The sequence below is a fragment of the Cellulosimicrobium sp. NPDC057127 genome (assembly GCF_042670945.1).
In the GTDB taxonomy this organism is placed as follows: Bacteria; Actinomycetota; Actinomycetes; order Actinomycetales; family Cellulomonadaceae; genus Cellulosimicrobium.
On sequence record NZ_JBHUUP010000001.1, the window covers coordinates 252,756 to 276,218 of the forward strand.

Annotated in this window: 20 protein-coding genes and 1 pseudogene; 12 read left to right on the top strand and 9 right to left on the bottom strand. The window is 75.8% G+C overall.

Annotated elements, in window-relative coordinates; translation table 11 throughout:
• The first annotated feature begins 31 nt into the window (after positions 1-31).
• The 4 genes from ACFTZA_RS01140 (at position 32) to ACFTZA_RS01155 (ending at position 3,952) form a co-directional block, all read left to right on the top strand.
• On the top strand, positions 32-631 hold the full coding sequence (locus tag ACFTZA_RS01140; RefSeq protein WP_378190081.1) for a hypothetical protein: 600 nt from the start codon (positions 32-34) through the stop codon (positions 629-631).
• A 542-nt stretch (positions 632-1,173) separates the two neighbouring features.
• Positions 1,174-1,794 (top strand): DUF47 domain-containing protein, encoded by a 621-nt coding sequence (locus tag ACFTZA_RS01145; RefSeq protein WP_378189834.1) that lies wholly within the window; start codon positions 1,174-1,176, stop codon positions 1,792-1,794.
• Positions 1,795-1,799: 5 nt separating this feature from the next.
• On the top strand, positions 1,800-2,807 hold the full coding sequence (locus ACFTZA_RS01150) for an anion permease (protein WP_378189837.1): 1,008 nt from the start codon (positions 1,800-1,802) through the stop codon (positions 2,805-2,807).
• A 215-nt stretch (positions 2,808-3,022) separates the two neighbouring features.
• The gene (locus ACFTZA_RS01155) at positions 3,023-3,952 is read left to right on the top strand and encodes a hypothetical protein (RefSeq protein WP_378189840.1); all 930 of its coding nucleotides are present in this window, start codon (positions 3,023-3,025) and stop codon (positions 3,950-3,952) included.
• A gap of 115 nt (positions 3,953-4,067) precedes the next feature.
• On the opposite strand, the gene ACFTZA_RS01160 is transcribed toward ACFTZA_RS01155, so the two are convergent.
• From ACFTZA_RS01160 to mshD, 3 genes are read right to left on the bottom strand one after another with little or no spacing between them, the layout of a single operon-like run.
• Positions 4,068-5,105, bottom strand: a complete 1,038-nt coding sequence (locus ACFTZA_RS01160; RefSeq protein ID WP_378189842.1) for an NUDIX domain-containing protein — start codon at positions 5,103-5,105, stop codon at positions 4,068-4,070.
• A 4-nt stretch (positions 5,106-5,109) separates the two neighbouring features.
• Positions 5,110-7,443 (bottom strand): RNA degradosome polyphosphate kinase, encoded by a 2,334-nt coding sequence (locus ACFTZA_RS01165; RefSeq protein WP_378189844.1) that lies wholly within the window; start codon positions 7,441-7,443, stop codon positions 5,110-5,112.
• A gap of 43 nt (positions 7,444-7,486) precedes the next feature.
• The gene (gene mshD / locus ACFTZA_RS01170; RefSeq protein WP_378189846.1) at positions 7,487-8,509 is read right to left on the bottom strand and encodes a mycothiol synthase; all 1,023 of its coding nucleotides are present in this window, start codon (positions 8,507-8,509) and stop codon (positions 7,487-7,489) included.
• Positions 8,510-8,610: 101 nt separating this feature from the next.
• Here mshD and ACFTZA_RS01175 point away from each other — a divergent pair, with 101 nt between their 5' ends.
• Complete coding sequence (locus ACFTZA_RS01175; RefSeq protein ID WP_378189848.1) at positions 8,611-10,002, top strand: MFS transporter; 1,392 nt, start codon at positions 8,611-8,613, stop codon at positions 10,000-10,002.
• A 4-nt stretch (positions 10,003-10,006) separates the two neighbouring features.
• On the opposite strand, the gene ACFTZA_RS01180 is transcribed toward ACFTZA_RS01175, so the two are convergent.
• From ACFTZA_RS01180 to ACFTZA_RS01200, 5 genes are all read right to left on the bottom strand, one after another.
• Positions 10,007-10,879 (bottom strand): pentapeptide repeat-containing protein, encoded by an 873-nt coding sequence (locus ACFTZA_RS01180; protein WP_378189850.1) that lies wholly within the window; start codon positions 10,877-10,879, stop codon positions 10,007-10,009.
• Positions 10,880-10,913: 34 nt separating this feature from the next.
• Positions 10,914-12,935: an acetate--CoA ligase gene (gene acs / locus ACFTZA_RS01185; protein WP_378189852.1), complete on the bottom strand. Its 2,022-nt coding sequence runs from the start codon at positions 12,933-12,935 to the stop codon at positions 10,914-10,916.
• Between the two features lie 96 nt (positions 12,936-13,031).
• A complete protein-coding gene (locus ACFTZA_RS01190; protein ID WP_378189855.1) occupies positions 13,032-13,889 on the bottom strand; it encodes an RNA methyltransferase in 858 nt (285 codons plus the stop codon).
• Positions 13,890-13,891: 2 nt separating this feature from the next.
• Positions 13,892-15,304: an NAD-dependent malic enzyme gene (locus tag ACFTZA_RS01195; protein ID WP_378189858.1), complete on the bottom strand. Its 1,413-nt coding sequence runs from the start codon at positions 15,302-15,304 to the stop codon at positions 13,892-13,894.
• A 293-nt stretch (positions 15,305-15,597) separates the two neighbouring features.
• A complete protein-coding gene (locus tag ACFTZA_RS01200) occupies positions 15,598-16,416 on the bottom strand; it encodes an HAD family hydrolase (protein WP_378189861.1) in 819 nt (272 codons plus the stop codon).
• A 167-nt stretch (positions 16,417-16,583) separates the two neighbouring features.
• Here ACFTZA_RS01200 and ACFTZA_RS01205 point away from each other — a divergent pair, with 167 nt between their 5' ends.
• From ACFTZA_RS01205 to ACFTZA_RS01235, 7 genes and pseudogenes are all read left to right on the top strand, one after another.
• Positions 16,584-17,294, top strand: coding sequence for a pilus assembly protein FlpE (locus ACFTZA_RS01205; RefSeq protein WP_378189863.1), 711 nt, complete (start codon positions 16,584-16,586; stop codon positions 17,292-17,294).
• The gene (locus ACFTZA_RS01210; RefSeq protein ID WP_378189865.1) at positions 17,291-18,436 is read left to right on the top strand and encodes a TadA family conjugal transfer-associated ATPase; all 1,146 of its coding nucleotides are present in this window, start codon (positions 17,291-17,293) and stop codon (positions 18,434-18,436) included. Before ACFTZA_RS01205 ends, ACFTZA_RS01210 begins: the two co-directional genes overlap by 4 nt.
• Positions 18,433-19,146 (top strand): hypothetical protein, encoded by a 714-nt coding sequence (locus ACFTZA_RS01215; protein WP_378189867.1) that lies wholly within the window; start codon positions 18,433-18,435, stop codon positions 19,144-19,146. Before ACFTZA_RS01210 ends, ACFTZA_RS01215 begins: the two co-directional genes overlap by 4 nt.
• Complete coding sequence (locus tag ACFTZA_RS01220; protein WP_378189869.1) at positions 19,143-19,715, top strand: type II secretion system F family protein; 573 nt, start codon at positions 19,143-19,145, stop codon at positions 19,713-19,715. Before ACFTZA_RS01215 ends, ACFTZA_RS01220 begins: the two co-directional genes overlap by 4 nt.
• A gap of 157 nt (positions 19,716-19,872) precedes the next feature.
• Positions 19,873-20,097, top strand: coding sequence for a DUF4244 domain-containing protein (locus tag ACFTZA_RS01225; protein WP_378189871.1), 225 nt, complete (start codon positions 19,873-19,875; stop codon positions 20,095-20,097).
• 47 nt (positions 20,098-20,144) lie between these two features.
• Positions 20,145-20,528 (top strand): TadE family type IV pilus minor pilin, encoded by a 384-nt coding sequence (locus ACFTZA_RS01230; RefSeq protein ID WP_378189873.1) that lies wholly within the window; start codon positions 20,145-20,147, stop codon positions 20,526-20,528.
• Positions 20,525-20,914, top strand: a pseudogene (locus ACFTZA_RS01235) (Rv3654c family TadE-like protein); the annotation flags it as partial. The gene ACFTZA_RS01230 and the pseudogene ACFTZA_RS01235, both read left to right, overlap by 4 nt.
• A gap of 36 nt (positions 20,915-20,950) precedes the next feature.
• Here ACFTZA_RS01235 and ACFTZA_RS01240 read toward each other — a convergent pair.
• Positions 20,951-23,416 carry a DEAD/DEAH box helicase gene (locus ACFTZA_RS01240; protein WP_378189875.1) on the bottom strand — a complete coding sequence of 822 codons (2,466 nt, stop codon included), beginning with the start codon at positions 23,414-23,416 and terminating at the stop codon, positions 20,951-20,953.
• Positions 23,417-23,463 lie beyond the last annotated feature (47 nt).

Consider the following 23,463-nt stretch of genomic DNA (forward strand, 5'->3'; position numbering starts at 1 on the left):
CGACCGCACGGCCCGGCCGCGGCGCCCCGCGATGCTGGACCCTCGCGACGCCGAGGACCTGCCGGGCGAGCTCGACCCCGCGCTGCGCGAGCAGGTCGCCCACACCACCGCGCACGCGATCGTGCACGGCGCCCGCGACGCCGAGGACCCCCAGGTGGTCGCGCGGCTCGTGCACCTCGTCGAGACGGAGGGTCTCGACGTCGTCGCGTCGCTGTGGTCCGACGCCGCGCCGAACTCCCTCCCGGGTGCGCTGTGGCGCCTCTACGTGCTGCGCGAGTGGGTGCGGCGCGACCCGCAGACGGTCGCGCTGCGCTACCGCCTCGGCGTCGACGCGGCACCCGTGCACGAGGCGATCGCCGGGGTGCCGCGGCCGCCCGAGCCGCAGGACCTGCGCGAGCTCGCGGACGCCGTGCTCTCGGGCGTGTTCTCGGGCGACCTCGCCGTCGCGCTGGAGCGCGCCGCGTCGTTCTGCCGCATCCTCGCGACCGGTGCCGCGTTCGACGCGGACGCCCGGGAGCCCGCCGACCCGGACGGCGCGCTGCGCATGACCCGCGGCGCGTCCTCGCTGCAGCGCACCGCGCAGGACCTCGAGCACGCCGCCACGCTCTGGCGCGCGGACCGGCTCGACTGACGCGCGCAGTCCCGCCCGGTGCCCGGCCCCGCCGACGGCGGACGGTCGCACCCGCCCGCCGCCCTCGCACCCCGGGCGGGGGCCGTCTCGCGGAGCGCGAACACGGCACCCTCCCGGTTCCCGTGGCCGGGGTCGGCACGTACGATGGGCGAGACGCCGGACCGCGGTAGCCCCGGGCTCCACACTCAGCCGCTACGAGCGGCCACGCGCCGAGAGGCGCTCCCGGTCCGGCGTCGCTCCGTGGCCCGCGCGGCCCGCGACGAGGCGGGCGGCGACGGGCGATCTCTCCCGCGGCACGACCGCGGTCCACGACGGCACGGCCTCTCGCCGGCGTCCGTGCGCGCCCGCCCGGCCGCGTGCGAGGGTGGTGCGAGGGCGAGTGCGGGTGCACGCCCGGCGTCCGCTACATTTGACGGGAGTTCGGCCGGCGTTCACCCGGCCCTCACCGACAGACCCTCGACTCACCGCAGCGGAACCGACCGAGACCGAATCGCCCCGCGACTCGCGACGACCCCCACCCCGCCGTACTACCGGAGCCTCCTGTGCGCCTGCGCCTGACCCCGCGCGACACCTCGTTCTTCGACCTCCTCGCCGCCTCGGCCCAGCACCTCGTCACAGGATCCACGCTCCTCGCGGAGCTGCTCGGCGCCGACCGCCCGACGCGCAAGGAGCTCGCGAAGCGGCTCAGCGACACCGAGCACCTCGCGGACGACGCGACGCACACGATCATGCGTCGCCTGAACCAGACGTTCGTCACGCCGTTCGACCGCGACGACATCTACGCGCTCGCGTCCGCGCTCGACGACTGCATGGACTACATGGAGGAGGCGGCCGACCTCATCGTCCTGTACAAGGTCGAGGAGCTGCCGGCCCGCGTGTCCGAGCAGGTCCAGGTGCTCCAGCGGGCGTCCGAGCTGACGGCCGACGCGATGCCGCGGCTGCGCTCCATGAGCGACCTCGCCGAGTACTGGGTCGAGGTCAACCGCCTCGAGAACCAGGCCGACAAGCTCCACCGCAAGCTCCTCGCCGAGCTGTTCGACGACGTGTCCGACCCCATCCTGCTCATGAAGCTCAAGGAGATCGTCGAGGTGCTGGAGGAGGCCGCCGACGCCTTCGAGAAGGTCGCCAACACGGTCGAGACCATCGCGCTCAAGGAGTCCTGAGCGCCGTGGGTTCCGAGGTCGTCCTCGTCGTCGTGGTGGTGGCGTTCGCCCTGGCGTTCGACTACACCAACGGCTTCCACGACGCCGCCAACGCGATCGCGACGTCGGTGTCCACCCGGGCGCTGACGCCGCGCGCCGCGCTCATCATGGCGGCGGTGTTCAACTTCGTCGGCGCGCTGCTCGGCACGGAGGTCGCGCAGACGATCGCGGAGGACATCGTCGCCGTCGCCGACGTGCCACCGCACCAGGGGCTCGTCATCGTGCTGTGCGGGCTCGTCGGCGCGATCACGTGGAACCTCATCACGTGGTGGCTCGGGCTGCCGTCGTCGTCGACGCACGCGATCATCGGCGGGCTCGCGGGTGTCGGCATCGCGTCGGGCATCACCGTGCACTGGGAGGCGATCCTGGACAAGGTCGTGCTGCCGATGGTGTTCTCGCCGCTCATCGGGTTCGGCCTCGCGTTCCTCCTCATGGTCGGCGTGCTGTGGCTGTTCCGGAACGCCCTGCCGACGCGCGCGTTCCGCCGGTTCCGCATCGCGCAGACCGCCTCGGCCGCCGCGATGGCGCTCGGCCACGGGCTGCAGGACGCGCAGAAGACCATGGGCGTCATCGTCCTCGCGCTCGTCGCGGGCGGCTACCAGGACGACAACACGATCCCGCTGTGGGTCAAGCTGTCCGCCGCCGCAGCGATCTCGCTCGGCACCTACGCCGGCGGGTGGCGGATCATGCGCACGCTGGGCCGCAGGATCATCGAGCTCGACCCGGCGCGCGGCTTCGTCGCCGAGTCGGTGGCCGCGCTCGTGCTCTACACCAACGCGTTCATCTTCCACGCACCCGTCTCGACGACGCACACGATCACCTCGGCGATCATGGGCGTCGGCGCGACGAAGCGCCTGTCCGCCGTGCGCTGGGGCGTCGCGAAGAACATCGGCGCGGCCTGGGTGCTGACGATCCCCATGGCGGCTCTCGTCGCCGCGGTCATGTACTGGATCCTCGGCCCGCTGCTCGTCTGACGCGACGTGTCAGCACCATGGCCCGCTCTGGCGGCGTATGGTGCTGACACGCGCGGGGCCCCGTCGACGCGTCAGCACCGTGGACCGCCCGAGCGGTCCAGCACGCTGACAGGTCGCGGCGCGAGGCCGTGCCCAGCCCCGGCCAGCGCAGCCGTCGTCCACAGCCGGGCGCCGCCGCCCGACGCCGCCGCGCCGCGTCGAGCACCCTCGCCCGCGTGACAGGTTCTCGAGAGGTCCACCGCGTCCCCGGCTTCGCGAGGCTCCGCGCCGAGCAGGCCTTCGTCGCGACACGCGCCCAGCTGCGGGCCCTCGGCATCACCCCGGGTCACGTCGCGACGCAGCTGCGGGCGAGACGCTGGACGCAGGTGTCGAGCGACGTGGTGCTGCTGCACAACGGACCGCCGACGGCGCGGAGCGAGCTGTGGATCGCGGTGCTGGGCGCCCCCGAGCCGGTGGCGATCGGCTCGTGGACGGCCCTCGCGCTGCACGGTCTGACCGGCTGGCCGCGTCCCGGGGTCCACGTCGTCGTGCGGCGCGGGGCGCGCACCGTCCGCAGGGCGGGGCTCGTCGTGCACGAGTCGCGTCGTCCGGCACCCGAGGACATCGTGCGGCTCGACGCGCTGCCGGTGCACCGTGTCGAGCGGTGCGCGATCGACGCCGCCGCCTGGCAGACGTCGGCGAGGACCGCCGTCGGGCTGCTCGCGGCGGTCGTGCAGCAGCGGCTGACGACCCCGGACCGGCTCGGGGAGCAGCTCGACCGGGTGGGGAAGGTGCGCTTCCACCGCCTGCTGCGTGCCGGCATCGCCGACATCCGGGGTGGTGCGGACGCGCTGAGCGAGATCGACCTCGTCCGGCTGTGCCGCTCGCACGGCCTGCCGGAGCCGCGACGGCAGGCCCGGCGACAGGACGCCCGCGGGCGCACGCGGTACCTCGACGCCGAGTGGCGTCTGCCGGGCGGGAGGCGGCTCGTGGTCGAGGTCGACGGCGTCGGGCACATGGAGGTCGCGCGCTGGTACGACGACCTGCTCCGCGACGCCGAGCTCGGGCAGGGGGACGGCACGACGACGATCCGCCTGCCTGCCTCGGCGCTGCGCGTCGAGCCTCGGCGTGTCGTCGCGATCCTCGCCCGCCACCTGCTGGCCTGATCCGCGACGTGTCAGCACGACGCGCTACCCGGACGCGTCGTCGCGCTGACACCTCGATCGTGTCACTCGGTGGTCAGCACGACACGTTGCCGGGGCGCGGTGTCGTGCTGACAGGTCAGTGCAGCGGCGGCGCGACCTTCTCCGCCGCGACGACGCGCGGACCCTTCGCGGTGCGCGCGACGTGCGCCACGAGCATCTCCCCGGGGTCGAGGTACGGGTCCTGCGTCGGCAGCGCGCTCGCGACGGGGCGGCGCGAGTGCTGGCCGAGCACGTCGAGGATCGTCGGCAGCACGGGCCGGTGGGTGCACAGCACCGACGAGCGGTCCGACTCGAGCAGTTCGAGGACGGTCCGTGCGACCCGCGCGGGAGAGCGCTCGTGCTGCGCCTCCGACAGGTGGTCGCTGCACACCGGCTCCAGGCCGGTGGCGCGGGTGTACGGCGCGATGGTCTGCGCGCAGCGGTCCCACCGGCTGGTCACGACGGTCTCGACGCCGTACGCGGCCAGCACCGGGACGAGGGCCATGGCCTGCGCGTACCCGGCCGGGGTGAGCGGGCGCTCCTGCTCGGCCCCGTGCCAGGCGGTGCGCGCGACCGCCTTGCCGTGGCGCGCGATGATCAGCACCTGCGTCGCGAGCCGCCCCTCCTCGTGCTCGCGCACGAGGACGTCCAGGGGCGTGCGGTCGGCGGCGCGCGTGAGGCGACGGGCGGCGTCGGGCACCGCCAGCCACTCGGCCTGGTCGATCTCCTGCGGCGAGACCGGCGGGACCGGTGGCCGCGCGGCGAGCGCCCCGGCGTCGCGCGACCGCGACGCCCGGCGTCCCGCCCAGTAGTGCACGCGCTTCACGCGTCCCTCGGACGTCAGGTACTGCAGCCCCGGGAGCGGGACCCCGAGCACGATCGGCTTGCCCGTCTCCTCCGCGACCTCGCGGGCCGCGGCGGCCTGGAACGTCTCGCCGGGCTCGAGCTTGCCCTTGGGCCAGGACCAGTCGTCGTACCGGGGCCGGTGCACGAGCCGCACCTGCAGCTCGCCGCCGTGCAGGCGCCACACGAGCGCACCGGCCGACTCGACGACCGGCGTGTGCTCCACGTGCGTGGGACCGAGCGCGGGGACGAGCGTGATGCCGTTGCCCGGGCCTGAGGACGGCACCGCCATCCGGTCACCGCCTCCCGGCGAGGCGGCGGCGCTGCCGGTTCACGAGGCTGGCCTGGAGGTCCACGAGGGGGGTCCCGTCCGGGCCCGTCTCGGGCCGCTCCCACGTCCCGTCCGGGCGCAGGCGCCACGACGCCGTCCCATCCGCCATGGAGGTGTCGACGAGGTCGATGAGCTCGCGGACCTGGTCGGGCTCGGAGATGCGGACGAGGGCCTCGACGCGCCGGTCGAGGTTGCGGTGCATGAGGTCCGCCGAGCCGATGAAGACCTCCGGGCCGGACTCCGGCCCCTCGCCGATCGTGGGACCGTCCGCGTTGGCGAACGCGTAGATGCGCGAGTGCTCGAGGAAGCGACCGAGGATCGAGCGCACGCGGACGTTCTCCGACAGGCCGGGGACACCGGGGCGCACCGCGCAGATCCCGCGCACGACGATGTCGACCTTCACGCCTGCCTGCGACGCGCGGTAGAGGGCGTCGATCGTCGTCTCGTCGACCACGGAGTTCACCTTGAGCTTGACCCACGCCTCGCGCCCCTCGGACGCCGCGGCGACCTCGCGCTCGATGCGCTCGACCAGGCCGGAGCGCACCGTGCGGGGCGCGACGAGCAGCCGGTGGAACCGCGACTGCGGTGCGTAGCCGGACAGCTGGTTGAACAGGCGCGTGAGGTCCTGCCCGACGTCGGGGTCGCACGTGAGCAGACCGTGGTCGGTGTACAGGCGCGCCGTCTTCGGGTGGTAGTTGCCCGTGCCGACGTGGCAGTAGCGGCGCAGGCCGTCGGACTCCTGGCGGACCACGAGGGAGAGCTTGCAGTGCGTCTTGAGCCCGACGATGCCGTACACGACGTGCACGCCCGCCTGCTCGAGCTTGCGCGCCCAGGAGATGTTCGCCTGCTCGTCGAAGCGGGCCTTGATCTCCACGAGCGCGAGGACCTGCTTGCCGGCCTCGGCGGCGTCGATGAGGGCGTCGACGATGGGGGAGTCGCCCGAGGTGCGGTACAGCGTCTGCTTGATCGCGAGGACCTTCAGGTCGGCCGCCGCCTGCTCGAGGAACGTCTGGACCGACGTCGAGAACGAGTCGTAGGGGTGGTGCAGGAGGACGTCGCGCTCGCGGATCGCGGCGAACACGTCCGTCGGGGACGAGCTCTCCACCTCCGCCAGGAAGCGGTGCGTCGTCGGGACGAACGGTGGGTAGTGCAGGTCCGACCGGTCGAGGTCGGCCATGAGGTTCAGGCCCGTCAGGTCGAGCGGCTCGGGCAGCTCGTAGACCTCCTCCTCGACGACGTCGAGCTCGCGCACGAGCAGCGCGCGGATGCGCGGGCTGATGCCGTGGGTGAGCTCGAGCCGCACGGGCGGCCCGAACCGGCGACGCAGCAGCTCCTTCTCCATCGCCTGCAGGAGGTTCTCGGCGTCGTCCTCCTCGACCTCCACGTCCTCGTTGCGCGTGACCCGGAACGTGTGGTGCTCGCGCACCTCCATGCCGGGGAAGAGGTGGTCCAGGTGCTGGGCGATGACCTCCTCGATGGGCACGAACGACGTCGGGCCGCGGTCGGTCGCCGCCGTCTGGGAGGTGGGTGCCGACGGGCGGCCGCGGGCGTCGACCGCGATGAACCGCGGCAGCAGCGGCGGCACCTTCACGCGCGCGAAGTGCTCCTTGCCCGTCGCCGGGTTGGCCACGACGACCGCGAGGTTGAGCGAGAGCCCGGAGATGTAGGGGAACGGGTGCGCCGGGTCGACGGCGAGCGGCGTGAGGACGGGGAAGATCTGCTTGCGGAAGTACTTGTGCAGCCGCTCCTGCTCGCGCGTCTCGAGCTCGTCCCAGTGGACGAGGGTGATGCCCTCGGCGGTGAGCGCGGGCTGCACGTCGCCCGCGAACACCTTGGCGTGGCGGGCCATGAGCTCGTGCGCGCGCTCGCTGATGGCGTCGAGCACCTGCCGGGGGGACAGGCCCGACGCGGCGGTCACCGCGATACCCGTCGCCATGCGGCGCTTGAGGCCGGCGACGCGCACCATGAAGAACTCGTCGAGGTTGGACGCGAAGATCGCGAGGAACCGCACGCGCTCGAGCAGCGGCTGGCGCGGGTCCTCCGCGAGCTCGAGGACCCGCTCGTTGAACGCGAGCCAGCTCAGCTCGCGGTCGGCGAAGCGGTCGTCGGGCAGCGGTGCCCCGTCGGTGACGAACGCGGTGCCGTCGAGCTCCGGGTCCTCGGCGATGTGCTCGGCGATGTGCGCCGCGAGCGACGGGTCGAGCCCGGGACGGGCCACCGCGCTCGCGTCCTCGTCCCCGGGCACGAAGCGACCCTTGGAGTCCCGGGTGCGTCCGCTCTTCTCGGCAGTCGTGCTCATGCGCCTATCGTGTCATCGCCGGATGAACGGCGCGTGACGGGTCTCACTCGGGCGCGTACTGCACGTGGACCTCGCGCCGGGTGAACCCCGCGCGCTCGTACGTGCGCACCGCGGGCGCGTTGTCGCCGTCGACGTAGAGGACGGCGGTGGTCACGCCCGCGCCCGCCAGGTGGGCGAGGCCGACGCCGGTCAGCAGCCCGCCGAGCCCCTCGCCCTGGGCGTCCGGGACCACGCCGACGACGTAGATCTCGCCCTCGCGGGCGCCGTCGTCCTGCCCGACGGGGATCTTCGTCCACACGAACCCGACCAGCTCGCCGGACCCGTCCCGCTCGAGCAGCAGCAGCCCCGCGGGGTCGAACCAGTCCTCGCGCACCCGGTCGTGCAGGTCCGCGACGGTGATCCGGCCCTGCTCCGGGTGGCTCGCGAACGCGAGCGCGTTCGCCCGGACCCACGCCTCGTCGTCCTGCCCCGGCACGAACGCGCGCAGCCGCAGTCCCGCGGGGACCACGGGCAGCGGGTGCTGCGCCGCACCCCCCAACGGACGCTCGAGCACGAGCAGCTCGCGCACGGGCACGTAGCCGGACCGCGCCGCGAGCGCACGGGCCGCCGGCAGGTCGCCGTGCGCCCACACGCGCAGGGGCGGCCGGCCCGAACCGGCGGTGGCACTGCCGGCGGTGGCACTGCTGGCGGCGGCACTGCCGGCGGCGGGCGACGTGCCGTCCTCCTCGCCCTCGTCCGGGCCGGCGGAGCCCGCGGCCGCGCGGTCGCCCGCGCTCGCGAGCAGGTGGAAGCCGAGACCGTGCCGCCGGTGCGCGGGGCGCACGACGAGCTCGGCGCTCGCGACGTCGCCCCGCCGGTCGACCTGGGCGTACCCCGCGAGCTCGCCGGACCGCCAGGTGAGCAGGTGCACGACGTCGTCGCTGTGCGTCCGCAGGTTCAGCAAGGGCTGCTCGGACAGCGGCGCCGCGCCGTCGGTGCGCTCGGCGTCCGCCGCGAGGGCGTGCACCTGGGCCACCTCGTCGTCGTCGATGAGCGGCCCGGTGTGCCAGAGGATCGCGGTCTCCACCGGTCCATCTTGCCCCGACCCCGCGGACGCGGCAGGAATCCGTCGGTGCGCGGCGGTCACGACCCTGGTCACCGCGAGCACGCGGGCCTACCGTCGGGGGCGTGACCGACGTGCAGCACGACCTGACGACCGCCCGTGCGCAGCGGCGGACGCTCGCCACCCTCGCCGCGAGCCAAGTCCTCGCCGGGATCGGTGTGGCCACGGGCGTCGCGGTGTCGTCCCTCGTCGCGTCCGAGCTCTCGGGCTCGGACGCGGTCGCCGGGTTCACGCAGACGGCCGCCGTGGTGGGTGCCGCGATCGTCGCCCTGCCGCTCGCCCGCGTCGCCGCCCGGCACGGCCGGCGACGCTCCCTGTCCTCGGGGTTCGGGCTCGCCGCCGTGGGTGCGGTGCTCGCCGCGCTCGCGACGTGGTGGGGTTCGTGGCCGCTGCTCGTCGTGGCGATGCTCGCGTTCGGGGCGGGCAGCGCGACCGGGCTCGCGGCGCGGTTCGCCGCCACCGACCTCGCGACGCCGTCGCGGCGCGCCACGGACCTGTCGGTCGTGGTGTGGGCGACGACGGTCGGCTCGGTGCTCGGGCCGACGCTCGGCGGCGTCGCCGACCGCGTGGGTGCGGGGCTGGCCGGGAACGCCGCTCACCACGGCGGGGGCACGGGGGCCTCTGCCGAGGCCGGGCCGACCGCCGCCCCGTACGTGCTCGCGACGGTGGTCTTCGTCGCGGCGGCCGTCGTCGTCTGGGTGTGGCTGCGCCCCGACCCGCTGCACGTGGCCGCGCGGCTCGCCGGTCGCCCGTCGGGCGACGTGCTCGGTGACGCGCCCGGTGAAGCCTCGGGCGACGCACCCGGCGCCGCGCTCGGTGCGGCGGCGACCGCGCCGCCGGGCGGCGTCCGCCGCGGGTGGGAGGTCGTGCGCTCCTCGGCGACCGCGCGCCTCGCGCTCGCGGCCGTCGTGCTGAGCCACCTCGTCATGGTGGGGCTCATGACCATGACGCCGGTGCACATGAACCACGGCGGCGCGACGCTCCAGGTGGTCGGGCTCGTGATCAGCGCCCACATCGCGGGGATGTACGCGCTGAGCCCGGTGATCGGCTGGCTCGCGGACCGGCTCGGGCACGCGCGCGTCCTCGTGGTCGGCGGGGTCGTGCTGCTCGCGGCGGCGGTCGTCGTCGCGGGCGCTCCCAGCGACGACGCCGGGCGGCTCACCGTGGGGCTCGTGCTCCTCGGCGTGGGCTGGTCGTGCGGGCTCGTCGCCGGGTCGGCGCTGCTGGTCGACGCGACGCCGGACGGTGCGCGCACGGCCGTGCAGGGCGTGTCGGACCTCGCGATGAACCTCGGCGGGGCGCTGGGCGGCGTCGTCGCGGGCCTCGTCATCACCGTGTCGTCGTACTCCGGCCTGGCGTGGGGTGCCGCGGGCCTGCTCGTCCTGTGCCTCGTCGTCGGCTCGCCGGTCGCGCTGCGCCCGGCGCGCGGACGCCGGCCGGAGCCCGCCGTCCGCTGAGGGGTCAGGACCAGGACGACGGGCGTCCGAGCGCCGCGGGGAGCCGCGTCGCGGTGTCGCCGTGCGCACCGCCGACCTGAGGGGGCAGCAGGAACAGCGCCCGCGACAGGTCGGCGCCGCGCACGTCCGCACCGCGCAGGTCGGCGCCCAGGAGGTCGGCGCGGTCGAGCACGGTGCCGCGCAGGTCCGCGCCGAGGAGCAGCGCTCCGCGCAGGTCCGTCCCGGTGAGGTCGAGACCGGACAGCGACGCACCCACGAGGTCCGCGCCCGGGTGCAGCCGGCGGCCCAGCGCGGGCGCAGGCGTGCCGCGGCCGCGGGGCGCCGCGGCGCGGACCGCCTCGCTCGCCCGGTCGACGACGGGGCCCACCCGCCGGCGCACGGGACCGACGTCGAGCGCGAGCAGCTCCGCGGGGGCGAGCCCCGTCAGGGCGGACGTGTCCGCGAGGGCCTGCCGGGCGTCGTCGTGCACGGGCGCCGCGTCCGGGTGCGCGAGCACCTCGGAGAGGTACCACAGCAGCTCGTGCAGCTGCGTGACGGCCGGGAGCGCCGCGAACGCGTCGCGGGCCGCCGCGGCGTCGTCCCGCCACGTCGCGCCCTCGTGCGTCGACCGCACCGCCGCCGTCACGCGCTGCCCTGCGCCGAGGCAGTCGTAGGCCGTGCAGCCGGGGAAGCCGGACGTGCGCAGGCGCGCGTGGATGTCGCAGCCGAAGCTCTGCTCCAGGTGGGGGCAGGGTGTGCCGGAGGGCTTGTCGATCGCGAAGTCCGCCGACCGGGTCAGCGTGAGCGCCACGCAGCACAGGCCCGTGCACCGTGCGCAGTCGGCCCGCAGGTCGAGCTGCTCCAGGAGCAGCGCGCGGTCGGTCGGGGGAGCGGTCACGCCTCGACGGTACCGTTTCCCCGACGCCGGGCGGTCAGTCCTGGGACGCGGCCGCCGGGGTGTGCAGGCCCGCGGCGATGAGCTCCATCACCGAGGAGTCGGCGAGCGTCGTGGCGTCGCCGACGGCGCGGTCCTCGGCGACGTCGCGCAGCAGCCGGCGCATGATCTTGCCCGAGCGCGTCTTGGGCAGCTCCGGCACCACGAGGATGCGCTTCGGCTTGGCGATCGGGCCGATCTCCCGCGCCACGTGGTCGCGCAGCTCCTTCTGCACGGCGGCCGCGCCCTCGGCGTCGGCGCCCCGCGCCGCGTGCTCGCCGCGCAGGATGACGAACGCGACGACGGCCTGCCCGGTCATCTCGTCCGTCGCACCGACGACGGCGGCCTCGGCCACGATCGCGTTCGAGACGAGCGCGGACTCGATCTCGGTCGTCGACAGGCGGTGGCCGGAGACGTTCATGACGTCGTCGACGCGACCGAGGAGCCAGATGTCGCCGTCCTCGTCCTTCTTGGCGCCGTCGCCCGCGAAGTAGATCCCCGGGAAGCGGGACCAGTAGGTGTCCTGGAAGCGCTCCAGGTCGCCCCAGATGCCGCGCAGCATCGACGGCCAGGGCTCCGGGACCACGAGGTAGCCGCCCCCGCCGTCGGGCACCTCGTGCGCCTCGTCGTCGACGACGGTCGCCACGACCCCGGGCAGCGGCACCTGGGCGGAGCCGGGCTTGGCCGCCGTGACACCGGGCAGCGGGGAGATCATGATCGCGCCCGTCTCCGTCTGCCACCACGTGTCGACGATGGGCGCGCGGTCGCCGCCGATCACGCGGCGGTACCACATCCACGCCTCGGGGTTGATGGGCTCGCCGACCGAGCCGAGGACGCGCAGGCTCGACAGGTCGTACCGCGCCGGGATCTCGTCGCCCCACTTCATGCACGCGCGGATCGCCGTGGGCGCGGTGTAGAGGATCGAGACGCCGTACTTCTCGACGATCTCCCACCAGCGGCCCTGGTGCGGGGTGTCGGGCGTGCCCTCGTACAGCACCTGCGTCGCGCCGTTGAGCAGCGGCCCGTAGACGACGTACGTGTGGCCGGTGACCCAGCCGACGTCGGCGGTGCACCAGTAGACGTCCGTCTCGGGCTTGAGGTCGAACACGGTGCGGTGCGTGTACGCGGCCTGCGTGAGGTACCCGCCGGTCGTGTGCAGGATGCCCTTCGGCTTCCCCGTCGTGCCCGAGGTGTAGAGGATGAACAGCGGGTGCTCGGCCTCGACCCACACCGGGTCGTGCTGCGTGTCGGCGGCGGCGAGCGCGTCGTGCCACCACACGTCGCGGCCCTCCGTCCACGCGGTGTCCTGCCCGGTGCGGCGCACGACGAGGACGTGCTGCACGGTCGTGGGCGCCGCGCCCTCCTTGGGGGCGAGCGCGTCGTCGACCGCGGGCTTGAGCGCGGACGGGGCGCCGCGCCGGTAGCCGCCGTCGGCCGTGATGACGAGTGTCGCCTCGGCGTCGGCGATGCGGCTGCGCAGCGCGTCGGCGGAGAAACCGCCGAACACGACGGAGTGCGGCGCGCCGATCCGCGCGCACGCGAGCATCGCGACGACCGCCTCGACGACCATCGGCAGGTAGATCACGACCCGGTCGCCGGTGGAGACACCCAGCGCCGCGAGGGCGTTCGCGGCGCGCGCGACCTCGCGCTGCAGCTCGGCGTACGTCACCGTGCGCGTGTCGCCCGGCTCGCCCTCGAAGTGGATGGCGACGCGGTCGCCGAGGCCCGCCTCGACGTGGCGGTCGACCGCGTTGTACGCGGCGTTCAGCGTGCCGTCGGCGAACCAGCGCGCCACAGGCGCCTGCGACCAGTCGAGCGTCTCGGTGAAGGAGGTGTGCCAGCTGACGAGCTCCGTGGCCTGCTCCGCCCAGAACGCGAGCCGGTCGGCCCTCGCCTCCTCGTAGAGCTCCGGCCCGGCGTTCGCCTGCGCCGCGAACGCGGTGCTCGGGGGGAAGCTCCGGGTCTCGTGGAGGAGGTTCTCCAGCCCGGCACGGGCGGTGGTGGGCTCGTTCTCTGGCACGCTGACCTCCGGTGCGCATCGACTCTGGTGCGCGAGGGCTCGCCCCCGCCGTCGCGAGTCTAGCGCCGGCGACGTGACCCCCGTCACGCCGGACCGTCACGCCCGACGACGCTGGCGCACCGCCTCGTACAGCACGACCGTCGTGGCGCTCGCGGCGTTGAGCGAGCTCGCCGCGCCGAGCATCGGGATGCTCACCATGACGTCGCACGCCTCGCGCCAGCCGCTGCTGAGCCCCGTGGTCTCGTTGCCGACGAGCAGGAGCGTCGGACCGGTGAGGTCGTGGTCGGCGAGCTCGACGTCGCCGTGCTCGTCGGTGCCGACGAGCGTGAGCGGCCGACCGGCGGCGCGCTGGGCGGCGACCCAGTCCAGCACCTCGCGGCCGGACGGGACGCGCACCGCGGGGACGGAGAAGATCGAGCCGGTGCTCGCGCGCACGGCGCGGGGGTCGTACGGGTCGGCGGCGTGACCGGCGACGACGAGACCGTCGCCGCCGAACGCGTCGAGCGACCGGGCCACGGTGCCGACGTTCCCGGGGTTGTTCGGGCGGTCGAGCACCACCCCGAGGAACGGGGAGCCGGCGGTTCCCTGTAGGCCCCCGGTGCCGCCCGCGGCGTCGGTGCCGACGGAGATCCGCCCGAGGTCGTCCGGCGGCATCGCGACGACGGCCAGCAGCTCGGGCGCCTCGTCCTCCTTGCCGCCGAGCTCGCGCATGAGGTCGGTGGACAGCGCGTAGCGCGGCCCCCGGACGCGGTCGAGCATGGCGTGCGCCCACGACGACAGCGAACGGTCGGCGTCGACGAGCCACGTGCGCACGGTCCAGCCGTGCTCGACGGCGAGCGTGATGGGCCGCACGCCCTGCACGACGAGCTCGCCCGCGCGGTGGCGCTTGGTGCGGTTGGTCAGCAGCGCCTGCCACTGCTGGAACGCCGCGTTGCGGGTCGTGACGCGCTGCACGGTCAGGCGCCCGCCGTCACGACGTCGGCGTCCTCGCGGGCGGACTGCTCGACCGCGGCGGCGACCAGGGTCGTGATCTCCGGGTTGAACACGCTCGGGATGATGTACGTCGGGTTGAGCTGGTCCGGGTGGACGGCGTCGGCGAGGGCCTTGGCCGCGGCGAGCAGCATGTCGTCCGTGATGCGGTGCGACTGCGCGTCGAGCAGGCCGCGGAACACGCCCGGGAACGCGAGCACGTTGTTGATCTGGTTCGCGAAGTCGGAGCGTCCCGTCCCGACGATCGCGGCGTGCTGCGCGGCCTCGACGGGGTCGACCTCGGGGCGCGGGTTCGCCATCGCGAAGACGATCGCGTCCGGTGCCATGCGGGCGACGTCGTCGCCCGTCAGGACGTCCGGCGCGGAGACGCCGATGAACACGTCGGCGCCGACGACAGCGTCTCGCAGCGTCCCGCTGACGCCGCGCGGGTTCGTGTGCGCGGCCGTCCAGGCGAGCGACTCCGACAGGCCGGGGCGGTCCGGGTGCACGACCCCCTCGACGTCGGCGACGACGACGTCCCGGGCGCCCGCCGCGAGCAGCAGCTTGAGCACGGCGGTGCCGGCGGCGCCCGCGCCCGACAGCACGACGCGCACGTCCGCGAGCTCCTTGCCGACGACCTTGAGCGCGTTGCGCAGCGCGGCCAGCGCGACGATCGCGGTGCCGTGCTGGTCGTCGTGGAACACGGGGATGTCGAGCTCGGCCCGCAGGCGCTGCTCGATCTCGAAGCACCGCGGCGCCGAGATGTCCTCGAGGTTGATGCCCGCGAACACGGGCGCGATGGCCTTGACGGTGCGCACGATCTCGTCGACGTCCGTGGTGTCGAGCGCGACGGGGAACGCGTCGATGTCGGCGAACCGCTTGAAAAGCGCCGCCTTGCCCTCCATGACGGGCAGCGAGGCCAGCGGGCCGATGTCGCCGAGGCCGAGCACGGCCGAGCCGTCCGTCACGACGGCGATGGTGTTGCGCTTGATGGTGAGGCGGCGCGCGTCCTCCGGCTTCGCGGCGATCGCCTCGCACACGCGCGCGACCCCGGGCGTGTAGATCATCGACAGGTCGTCACGGTTGCGGATCGGCACCTTCGACTCGATCTTCAGCTTGCCGCCCAGGTGCAGCAGGAAGGTGCGGTCCGAGACCCGCTCCACGACGACGCCGCGCAGCGCGCGCAGCGCCTCGACGATCTCCCCGGCGTGCGCCTCGCCGCGCGTCGCGACCGTCACGTCCACGGTGATCCGCTCGTGGCCGGACGCCGTGACGTCGAGCGCGGAGACGATGCCCCCGGTCTGCTCGATGGCGCCCGTCAGCTCGCTCACGGCGGTGGGGCGCGCCTCGACCTGGAGGCGGGCGGTGATGGAGGAGGACACGCTGGGCGCAGAGGTCATGCCCCTCAGTATCGCGGCTCGCCCGGGCCCGGGACGGGCCGGACACGGCCACGGCGCCCTCTCGGACGCCGTGGTCGCCAGCGGACGGCGGCTATCAGGCGTGCACGGTGTGCCGCTGCAACGGGGCGTGCCGGGGCACGCTGGCCGGTCAGCGAGTCCTCCGTGTGGACTACCTGCGCGTGGGTACCGCCGCGCTGCCGTCTGTCGCTCTCCTTCGTCGTCCCATCAGACTCCCGGTGCGCGACGCACGCAAGGCAGGAGCGCCGTCGCGCCGGCCTCGCCCGGCCGGCGCGTCAGCGGGTGCCGTGGCGGCGCAGGACGCGCCACACGACCCACCCGGCCAGGGCGAGCGCGGTGACGCCGAGCGCGGCCAGGGCGGGCGTCGTGGGGTCGAGGCGCGAGCGCAGCGCGACGGGCTTGGTGAAGGTCAGCACGCCCCAGCCGTGCTCGGCGGCGAGCCGGCGCAGCGTCCGGTCGGGGTTGACCGCGAAGGCGTGGCCGACCTCGTGGAGCATGGGGGCGTCGGTGACGGAGTCGGAGTAGGCGTAGCTCGCGGCGAGGTCGTACCCCTCGCGCGCGGCGAGCTCGCGGATCGCCGACGCCTTGTTCTCCCCGTACGCGTAGAAGTCGATGCCGCCCGTGTAGCGGCCGTCCTCGACGGTCATGCGCGAGGAGATGACGTGGTCCGCGCCGAGCACCGCCGCGACGGGCTCGACGACCTCGCTGCCGGACGCGGACACGACGACCACGTCGTGCCCGCGGGCGTGGTGGGCGTCGATGAGCTCGACGGCCTCCGCGTACACGACGGGGTCGATGAGCTCGTGCACCGTGTCCGCGACGATGCGGGACACGGTCGCGACCTCCCAGCCCGTGGCGAGGCTCGACAGGTGGGCGCGCATGCGCTCCGTCTGGTCGGCGTCCGCCCCGCCGAGCATGAACAGGAAGTGGGCGTACGCGCTGCGCAGGACGTCGCCGCGCGTGATGAGCCCGCCCGCGAAGAACGGGCGCGAGAACGCAGCCGCGGAGGACGTGGCGATGATCGTCTTGTCGAGGTCGAAGAACGCGGCGATCGTGCCGGCAGGGCGCGGCGGTGGTCCGGACGGCGAGCTCACCCGGCGAGCCTATCCGTGGCGCCTGGCCGTCCACAGACCCGACGCGCAGCGGTCGTGTCCACAGGGCGGGCGCCCGGGCGTGCGCTGCTCCGGACCGCTCGGCGACCGTGGGCCGGACGGTGCGGGACAGGTGCGGGACGGGTGCGGTACGGGTGCGGGAGGTCGGCGTGGGTGCGGTGGTGGGTGTCGTCGGGGCGCGCGGCGGGGCCGGGGCGAGCGTGGTCGCGGCGTCGCTCGCCCGGGCAGCCGGACGTCGCGCACCCGCGTGCCTGGTCGAGCTCGCCGGCGACGGCGCCGGGATCGACGTGCTGCTCGGCGTCGAGGGTCTGCCCGGCGTGCGCTGGCCCGACCTGGACGACGCGCGCGGCAGGCTCGACGGCGACGACCTGCTGGAACGACTCCCGTCCTGGGACGGCGTCCCCGTCGTCAGCGCGACCACGGAGGGCGGGCCGGCGGCCGACGCGGTGGTCGACGTGGTCGCGGCGCTCGCCGAGACCGTCGTCCCGCGCGAGGGCACGGTCGTGCTCGACCTGGGTCACGGTGCACTCCTCGCCGGCACCCCCGCGCACGAGGTGCTCGGAGCGTGCGAGGAGGTGCTCGTCGTCACCCCGCTCGACGTGCCCGCCGTGGGCGGCGCGGCCGTGCTCGCCGCCCGGCTCGGCATACCCGCCGCGCTCGTCGTGCGGCACCCCGCACCCGGTCGCCTGACTCCCGCCGAGGTCGCGCACGCCGTCGGGCTGGACGTGGCGGCGACGGTGCGCCACGACCGCCGCGTCGCCGGGGCGGTCGAGCGCGGCCACGGCCCGTGCTCCGGTCGTGGACCGGTCGAGCGCGTCGGCCGCGTCCTCGCGCGCCGGTACGCCGGGGCACGGGCATGAGGCCCGAGCTGCTCGACGGCGTCCGCGAGCGCCTCGCCCAGGGCGCGCCCGACGACGCGCGGCTCGCCGAGGCGCTGCGTGCGTCCGGCCGGGTCCTGGGGTCCACGGCTCTGCGGGAGCTGACCCGCACGGCGCGCGCGGAGCTGTTCGGCGCCGGTCCGCTGCAGCCGCTGCTCGACGAGCCGGGCACCACCGACGTGCTCGTCAACGGTCCCGACGACGTCTGGGTCGACCGCGGCGCGGGCCTCGAGCGCGCCGCCGTGTCGTTCGCGAGCGCCGCCGACGTCCGGGCCCTCGCGGTGCGCCTCGCCGCCGCTGGGGGAGGTCGGCTGGACGACGCGTGCCCGGTCGTCGACGCGCGCCTGCCGGACGGCACGCGGCTGCACGCGGTCGTCGCGCCCGTGTGCGAGGCGGGCGCCGTGATCTCGCTGCGCGTGCTGCGGCCGAAGGGGTTCGCGCTGGCGGACCTCGTCGCGCGCGGCACCGTCCCTGCGGTCTGGGCGCCACTGCTGCGCCGGCTCGTCGAGCGGCGTGCGTCCGTGCTCGTGTCCGGGGGCACGGGGACGGGCAAGACGACGCTCCTCGCCGCGCTGCTCGCGCTCGTCCCGGCCGACGAGCGCGTCGTGTGCGTCGAGGAGGCGCGCGAGCTCGTGCCCGACCACCCGCACGTCGTGCCCCTCACGGCCCGCCGGCCCAACGTCGAGGGAGCCGGCGGGGTGGACCTCGCCGACCTCGTGCGTGCGGCGCTGCGCATGCGGCCCGACCGCATCGTCCTCGGCGAGTGCCGCGGCGCCGAGGTCCGCGAGGTCCTCATGGCGCTCAACACTGGGCACGAGGGAGGGCTCGCCACCATCCACGCCAACGACGTCGCCGTGGTCCCGGCGCGGCTCGAGGCGCTCGCGGCGCTCGCGGGCATGGACCGCGCGGCGGTCGCGGCGCAGGCCGCGGGTGGGCTCGACGTCGTGCTGCACCTGCGCCGGGGCCGGCGCGACGGGACGACGCGGCGCCACGTCGCCCAGGTGGGCGTGGTCCGCCGCGACGAGGTGTCCGGGCTCGTGGTGGACCTCGCGGCCTCGTGGGACGGCGTCGCGGAACCCGTCGCCGGGCCGGCGTGGGACCTCCTCGCACGGCGGTGGGCGTGACCGTGGTCGTCGGACTGCTCGTCGGCCTCGCGGTGTGGATCGTGCTGGACCCGGGCGGGCGGACCGCCACCCGAGCCGTGCGGGGCGCGCCGTGGGCCCGTCCGCGCCGCGACGCGCGTGCCGGACCGGCCGGTTCGGGGCTCGGCGTCCCGGGCGTGGACGGTCGTCCGCCGCGCTGGTGGCGCCGGGGCGACCGCGGGCCGCACGGGGCGGAGCTCGTGCGCCTCGTGGTGACGCAGGTCGGCGCGCTGCTGCGCTCCGGGGCCGCTCCCGGCGCGGCGTGGGAGCGCGCGACGGGTGTGCGTGTGGACGCCTCCGGGGTGCCGCGCGTCGACGACCTCGCGGCGCACCTGGGGAGCGCGGGCACCGCCCGCGCGGTCGTCGCCGCCTGCCGCCTGGCCGGTGAGGTCGGGTCACCGCTCGTCGCCGTGCTGGAGGAGGTCGCGGCCTCGCTCGCCGCCGACGCGGAGGCCGACGCCGCACGGGATGCCGCCCTCGCGGGGCCGCGCGCCACCACCCGCGTCCTGCTGTGGCTGCCGGCCGTCGGGGTGCTGCTCGGCTACGTGCTCGGTGCCGACCCCGTGGCCACCGCCCTCGACGGCGGGGTCGGCACCGTCGGCGTGCTGCTCGGCGTGCTCCTGCTGCTGGCCGGCCGGGCCTGGTCCGGGCGCCTCGTGGCGCGCGCCCGCACGGCGGGGGAGGAGCGGTGACGGCCCTCGTCGTCACCGGCTGCCTCCTCGCCGCGGCGTCGCCCTGGTGGGTGGCGCGGGCCACGGTGCAGCGGCGGGCACGGTCCGTCGCGGCGCCCGGCACCGCACGCGCCGCGCGAGGCCTCGCCGACGCCGAGGACGGCGCGGTCCGCACCGGTGTGCTGCTCGAGCTCCTCGCCGCGGCCGTGCGTGCCGGCGCGTCGGTGCCGCGGGCGCTCGAGACGGTGGGCGCCGCGGTCGGCGGCGCGGACGGCGAGGGCCTGCGCCGTGCGGGCGCCGCGCTCGTCCTCGGCGCGACGTGGGACGCGGCCTGGTCCGGCGCCCCGCGGCGGCTCGACGTCGTGCGTCGCGCGCTGCGCCCGGCCTGGGTCCACGGCGCCGGTCCGGTCCAGTCGCTGCGCGCGGCGGGCGAGTCGCTGCGCCAGGAGCGGACGGCCGCGGCGAGGACCGCGGCGGCCCGGCTCGGTGTGCAGCTCGTGCTGCCGCTCGGTGCGTGCTTCCTGCCGGCGTTCGTCCTCGTCGGCCTGCTCCCCGTCCTGCTGTCGCTCGGCTCCGGCCTGCTCGGCTGACGGCGGGTTCCGGGCAGCGCGGGCGCCGTGGCCGTCCACAGTCCCGGTCACCGGCGGGCCCGTCCACGGGACGTCGACCGCGTCCGGCGGGCGGGCACGGTCCGCCACGACAGTGGGCGCACCGCCCGCGACCGTGGGCCACGAGAAGGGAGAGACCATGACCAGGACGAGGACCGTGCCCGGAAGCGTGCGTCGCACGCTCGCACGACTGACCGGGCAGCACACCGGTCAGGACCAGGAGGCCGGGCTCGCGACCGCCGAGTACGCCATCGCGACGGTGGCGGCCGCCGGGTTCGCCGGCCTGCTGATCGTCGTGCTCAAGAGCGGCGAGGTGCGCGAGCTGCTGGTCGGCGTCGTGCGCAGCGCGCTGTCGCTGGGCTGACCGTGCGACGGGAACGGGTGCGGCTGGGACGGGTGCCGCTGGAACGGGTGCGACCCGCACGCGCGGTCCGCCGTGGGCGGCGGTCCGCCACCGCCGACGGGGAGCGGGGCGCGGTCACGGCCGAGCTCGCCGTCGCCCTGCCCGCCGTCGTGCTCGTCCTCGTCGCCGTCCTCACCCTCGCCGCGGCCACGGGCGCCCAGATGCGCTCCGCGGACGCGGCGAGGGCGGGCGCCCGGGCGGCGGCGATCGGCGAGGACGACGCCGTCGTGCGCTCGACGGCGCAGCACGTCGCCGGGGACGGTGCGCGGGTGAACGTGGTGCGCGGCGACCCGTGGGTCGAGGTCACGGTGAGCACGCCGGTCGTCGGCGGCTGGCTCGCGTCGACGCCGCTGCGTGCGGACGGCCGCGCCGTGGCGCGGGTGGAGCCGTGACGGCGACCCGGCGCGCACGGGGCGGCGGGGCGGGCCGCCGGCGGCTCACCGACGGGCACGACCGCGAGCGCGGCGCCGGCACGGTGCTGGTCCTCGGGATCGTCGCGGGCCTCGTCGTCGTGCTCGTCGCCCTGGGCTCGCTCGCGCAGGCTCAGGCGCTCCGAGGCCGTGCGCAGACGGGTGCGGACCTCGCGGCGCTCGCGGCGGCGTCGGGGCTGCGGGACGGCTGGGACGCATGCGGTCGTGCCCGCGAGACGGCAGGGCGCAACGACGTGCGCGTCACCGGGTGCGCGGAGGCCGGGGAAGGCAGCGTCCGCGTCGACGTCACGGCGGGGCCGGTGGTCCACGTGCTCGGCGTCGCGCTCGGTGAGGCGACGGCCGCGGCGCGCGCCGGTCCGTCGTCCGCTCGTGGGGCCGTGGCGTCAGTCGGGCGCGTGCGCGAGGACGGCGTCGAGCAGGCGGACGGCGGCGTCCTTGTCGAGCGGCGCGTTGTAGGAGCCGCACTTGGGGGACTGCACGCACGCGGGGCAGCCGTCGTGGCAGGGGCAGCGCGCGATGGCGTCGCGCGTGGCCCGCAGCCACGTCGCGCCGAGCTCGTAGCCCCGCTCGGCGAAGCCCGCCCCGCCAGGGTAGGCGTCGTAGACGAAGACGGTCGCCTCGCCGGTGTCGGCATGCAGGTCGGTCGAGACGCCGCCGAGGTCCCAGCGGTCGCACGTCGCGAGCAGCGGGAGCAGCCCGATCGACGCGTGCTCGGCCGCGTGGAGAGCGCCAGGCGCCGCGTCGGCGTCCACGCCCGCGGCGTCGAGGACGGACTGCGGCGCCGTCCACCACACGGCCATGGTCGGCAGGGTGCGCTCGGGGAGGTCGAGGTTCTCGGTCCCGAGGATCTGCAGGTCGGGCAGGCGCCGACGCTGGAAGCTGATCACCTGCGAGCTGACGTCCACGGGGCCGTACCCCCAGCCGACCGGGCCCCAGCGCCGCTCCACGACGTCGCGCCCGGCCGCGGCGTCGCCGGGCCCCGGTTCGTCGGCGATCTCGATCGACGTCACCGAGCGCGACCACGTCCCGTAGTCCACGTCGCCGCGCCGCACGAGGGCGACGCCGTCGGTGAGGTCGAGGTGGTCCACGACGTACGTGGAGCCCTGGTGGACGTACACCGCGCCGTCGTGCACCGAACCGTCCGCGGAGGCGGCGTCGACCGTGCCGAGCAGCCGCCCGGTGCCGACCTCGGCCACACGGACGGGCGAGCCGCCCGAGCCCCGCAGGTCCGTCATGCCCGCGGCCGGCTGCGCGTGCGTCCAGTACCAGCCCGACGAGCGGCGGCGCAGCGCGCCCCGGGCGACCAGCACACCGAGGAGCTCCGTGACCGCGGCCGGGTCGCCGAACGCGGCCAGGTCGGCCTGGCGCAGCGGGACCTCCGCCGCCGCCGCGCACAGGTGCGGCGCGAGGACGTACGGGTTCGCCGGGTCGAACACCGTGGCCTCGAGCGGCGCGTCGAAGATCGCCTCGGGGTGGTGCACCAGGTAGGTGTCGAGCGGGTCCTCCCGGGCGACGAAGGCGACGAGGCCGTCCGCGCCCGCGCGGCCGGCCCGGCCCGCCTGCTGCCAGACGGACATGCGCGTGCCCGGCCAGCCCGCGACGAGCACGGCGTCGAGCCCGGAGATGTCCACGCCGAGCTCGAGCGCGTTCGTCGTGGCGAGCGCGCGCACCGCTCCCGAGCGCACCGCCTCCTCGAGCTCGCGGCGCTCCTCGGGCAGGTACCCGCCGCGGTAGGCCGCGACGCGCCGCGCGAGGCCCGCGTCGACCGGGCGCAGGTAGTCCTGCGTCTGCACCGCGACGGACTCGGCGCCGCGCCGCGACCGCGTGAAGGCGAGCGTGCGGGCCCCGGCGAGCACGAGGTCCGCGAGCAGGTCGGCCGCCTCGGCCGTCGCGCTGCGGCGCGGGTGCTCGGCCGGCTCGGCCGCCGTGGGTACCGACGGGTCGTCGGGGTGCGGCGTGCCGGCGCCCTCGACCACCGGTGGCTCCCACAGCGCGAACGTGCGGTGGCCCGACGGCGAGGAGTCGGCCGCGACCGTGACGACGTCGTCGGTCTCCACGCCCACGAGCCGCGCCGCGCTCACCGCCGGGTCCGCCGTCGTCGCGGACGCCACGACGAACGTCGGCGCCGGGTCGCCCTCGCGCGCGTAGTGCGCGGCGAGCCGGCGCAGACGGCGCAGCACGAGGGACACGTGCGCGCCGAACACGCCCCGGTAGGCGTGCCCCTCGTCGACGACGACGTAGCGCAGGTCGCGCAGCAGCCGCGACCAGCGCCGGTGGTTCGGCAGGAGGGCGAAGTGCAGGAAGTCGGGGTTGGTCAGCACGACGTCGGCGTGCTCCCGCACCCACCGGCGCTCGTCCGGCGAGGTGTCGCCGTCGCACGTCGCGACGCGCACGTCGCGCGTGCCCGCGGCGTCGAGCAATCGGTGCAGGCCGGCGAGCTGGTCGGCCGCGAGCGCCTTGGTCGGCGACAGGTAGAGCACGGCGCCGCGGCGGCTCACGGACTCGATGCGTCCGGGGTCGAGCGCCCGACGGGCCGCGTCGGCGCGCACCGCCGTCAGGGCAGGGAGCCAGAACGCGAGCGACTTGCCCGACCCGGTGGACGTGGCGAGCGCGACGTGCCGGCCCGACCACGCGGCGTCGGCGGCGACGGCCTGGTGCACCCACGGGCGCTGCACGCCGAGCGCGCGGTACCCGGCGACGAGCGCCGCGTCGGCCCAGGACGGCCAGTCGCCCTGCACGCCCTCGCGCGCCGGCAGCTCACGCACGTGCGTGAGCCGGTCGGCGCGACGGCCGCCGGCGACGAGCACGTCGAGCAGTGCGTTCGTCGGCGGGGCGGGAGCGTCGGGCACGGCATCGAGTCTCCCACCCCGCACCGACCGCGAGGTCGGGACGTACG

Bases quoted from the DNA above. Each gene is read 5' to 3' on its own strand.
- ACFTZA_RS01225 (WP_378189871.1), top strand. From the start codon at position 19,873: ATGACCAGGACGAGGACCGTGCCCGGAAGCGTGCGTCGCACGCTCGCA.
- ACFTZA_RS01160 (WP_378189842.1), bottom strand. From the start codon at position 5,105: ATGGCGGTGCCGTCCTCAGGCCCGGGCAACGGCATCACGCTCGTCCCC.
- ACFTZA_RS01140 (WP_378190081.1), top strand. From the start codon at position 32: ATGCTGGACCCTCGCGACGCCGAGGACCTGCCGGGCGAGCTCGACCCC.
- ACFTZA_RS01165 (WP_378189844.1), bottom strand. From the start codon at position 7,443: ATGAGCACGACTGCCGAGAAGAGCGGACGCACCCGGGACTCCAAGGGT.
- ACFTZA_RS01195 (WP_378189858.1), bottom strand. From the start codon at position 15,304: ATGACCTCTGCGCCCAGCGTGTCCTCCTCCATCACCGCCCGCCTCCAG.
- ACFTZA_RS01210 (WP_378189865.1), top strand. From the start codon at position 17,291: ATGAGGCCCGAGCTGCTCGACGGCGTCCGCGAGCGCCTCGCCCAGGGC.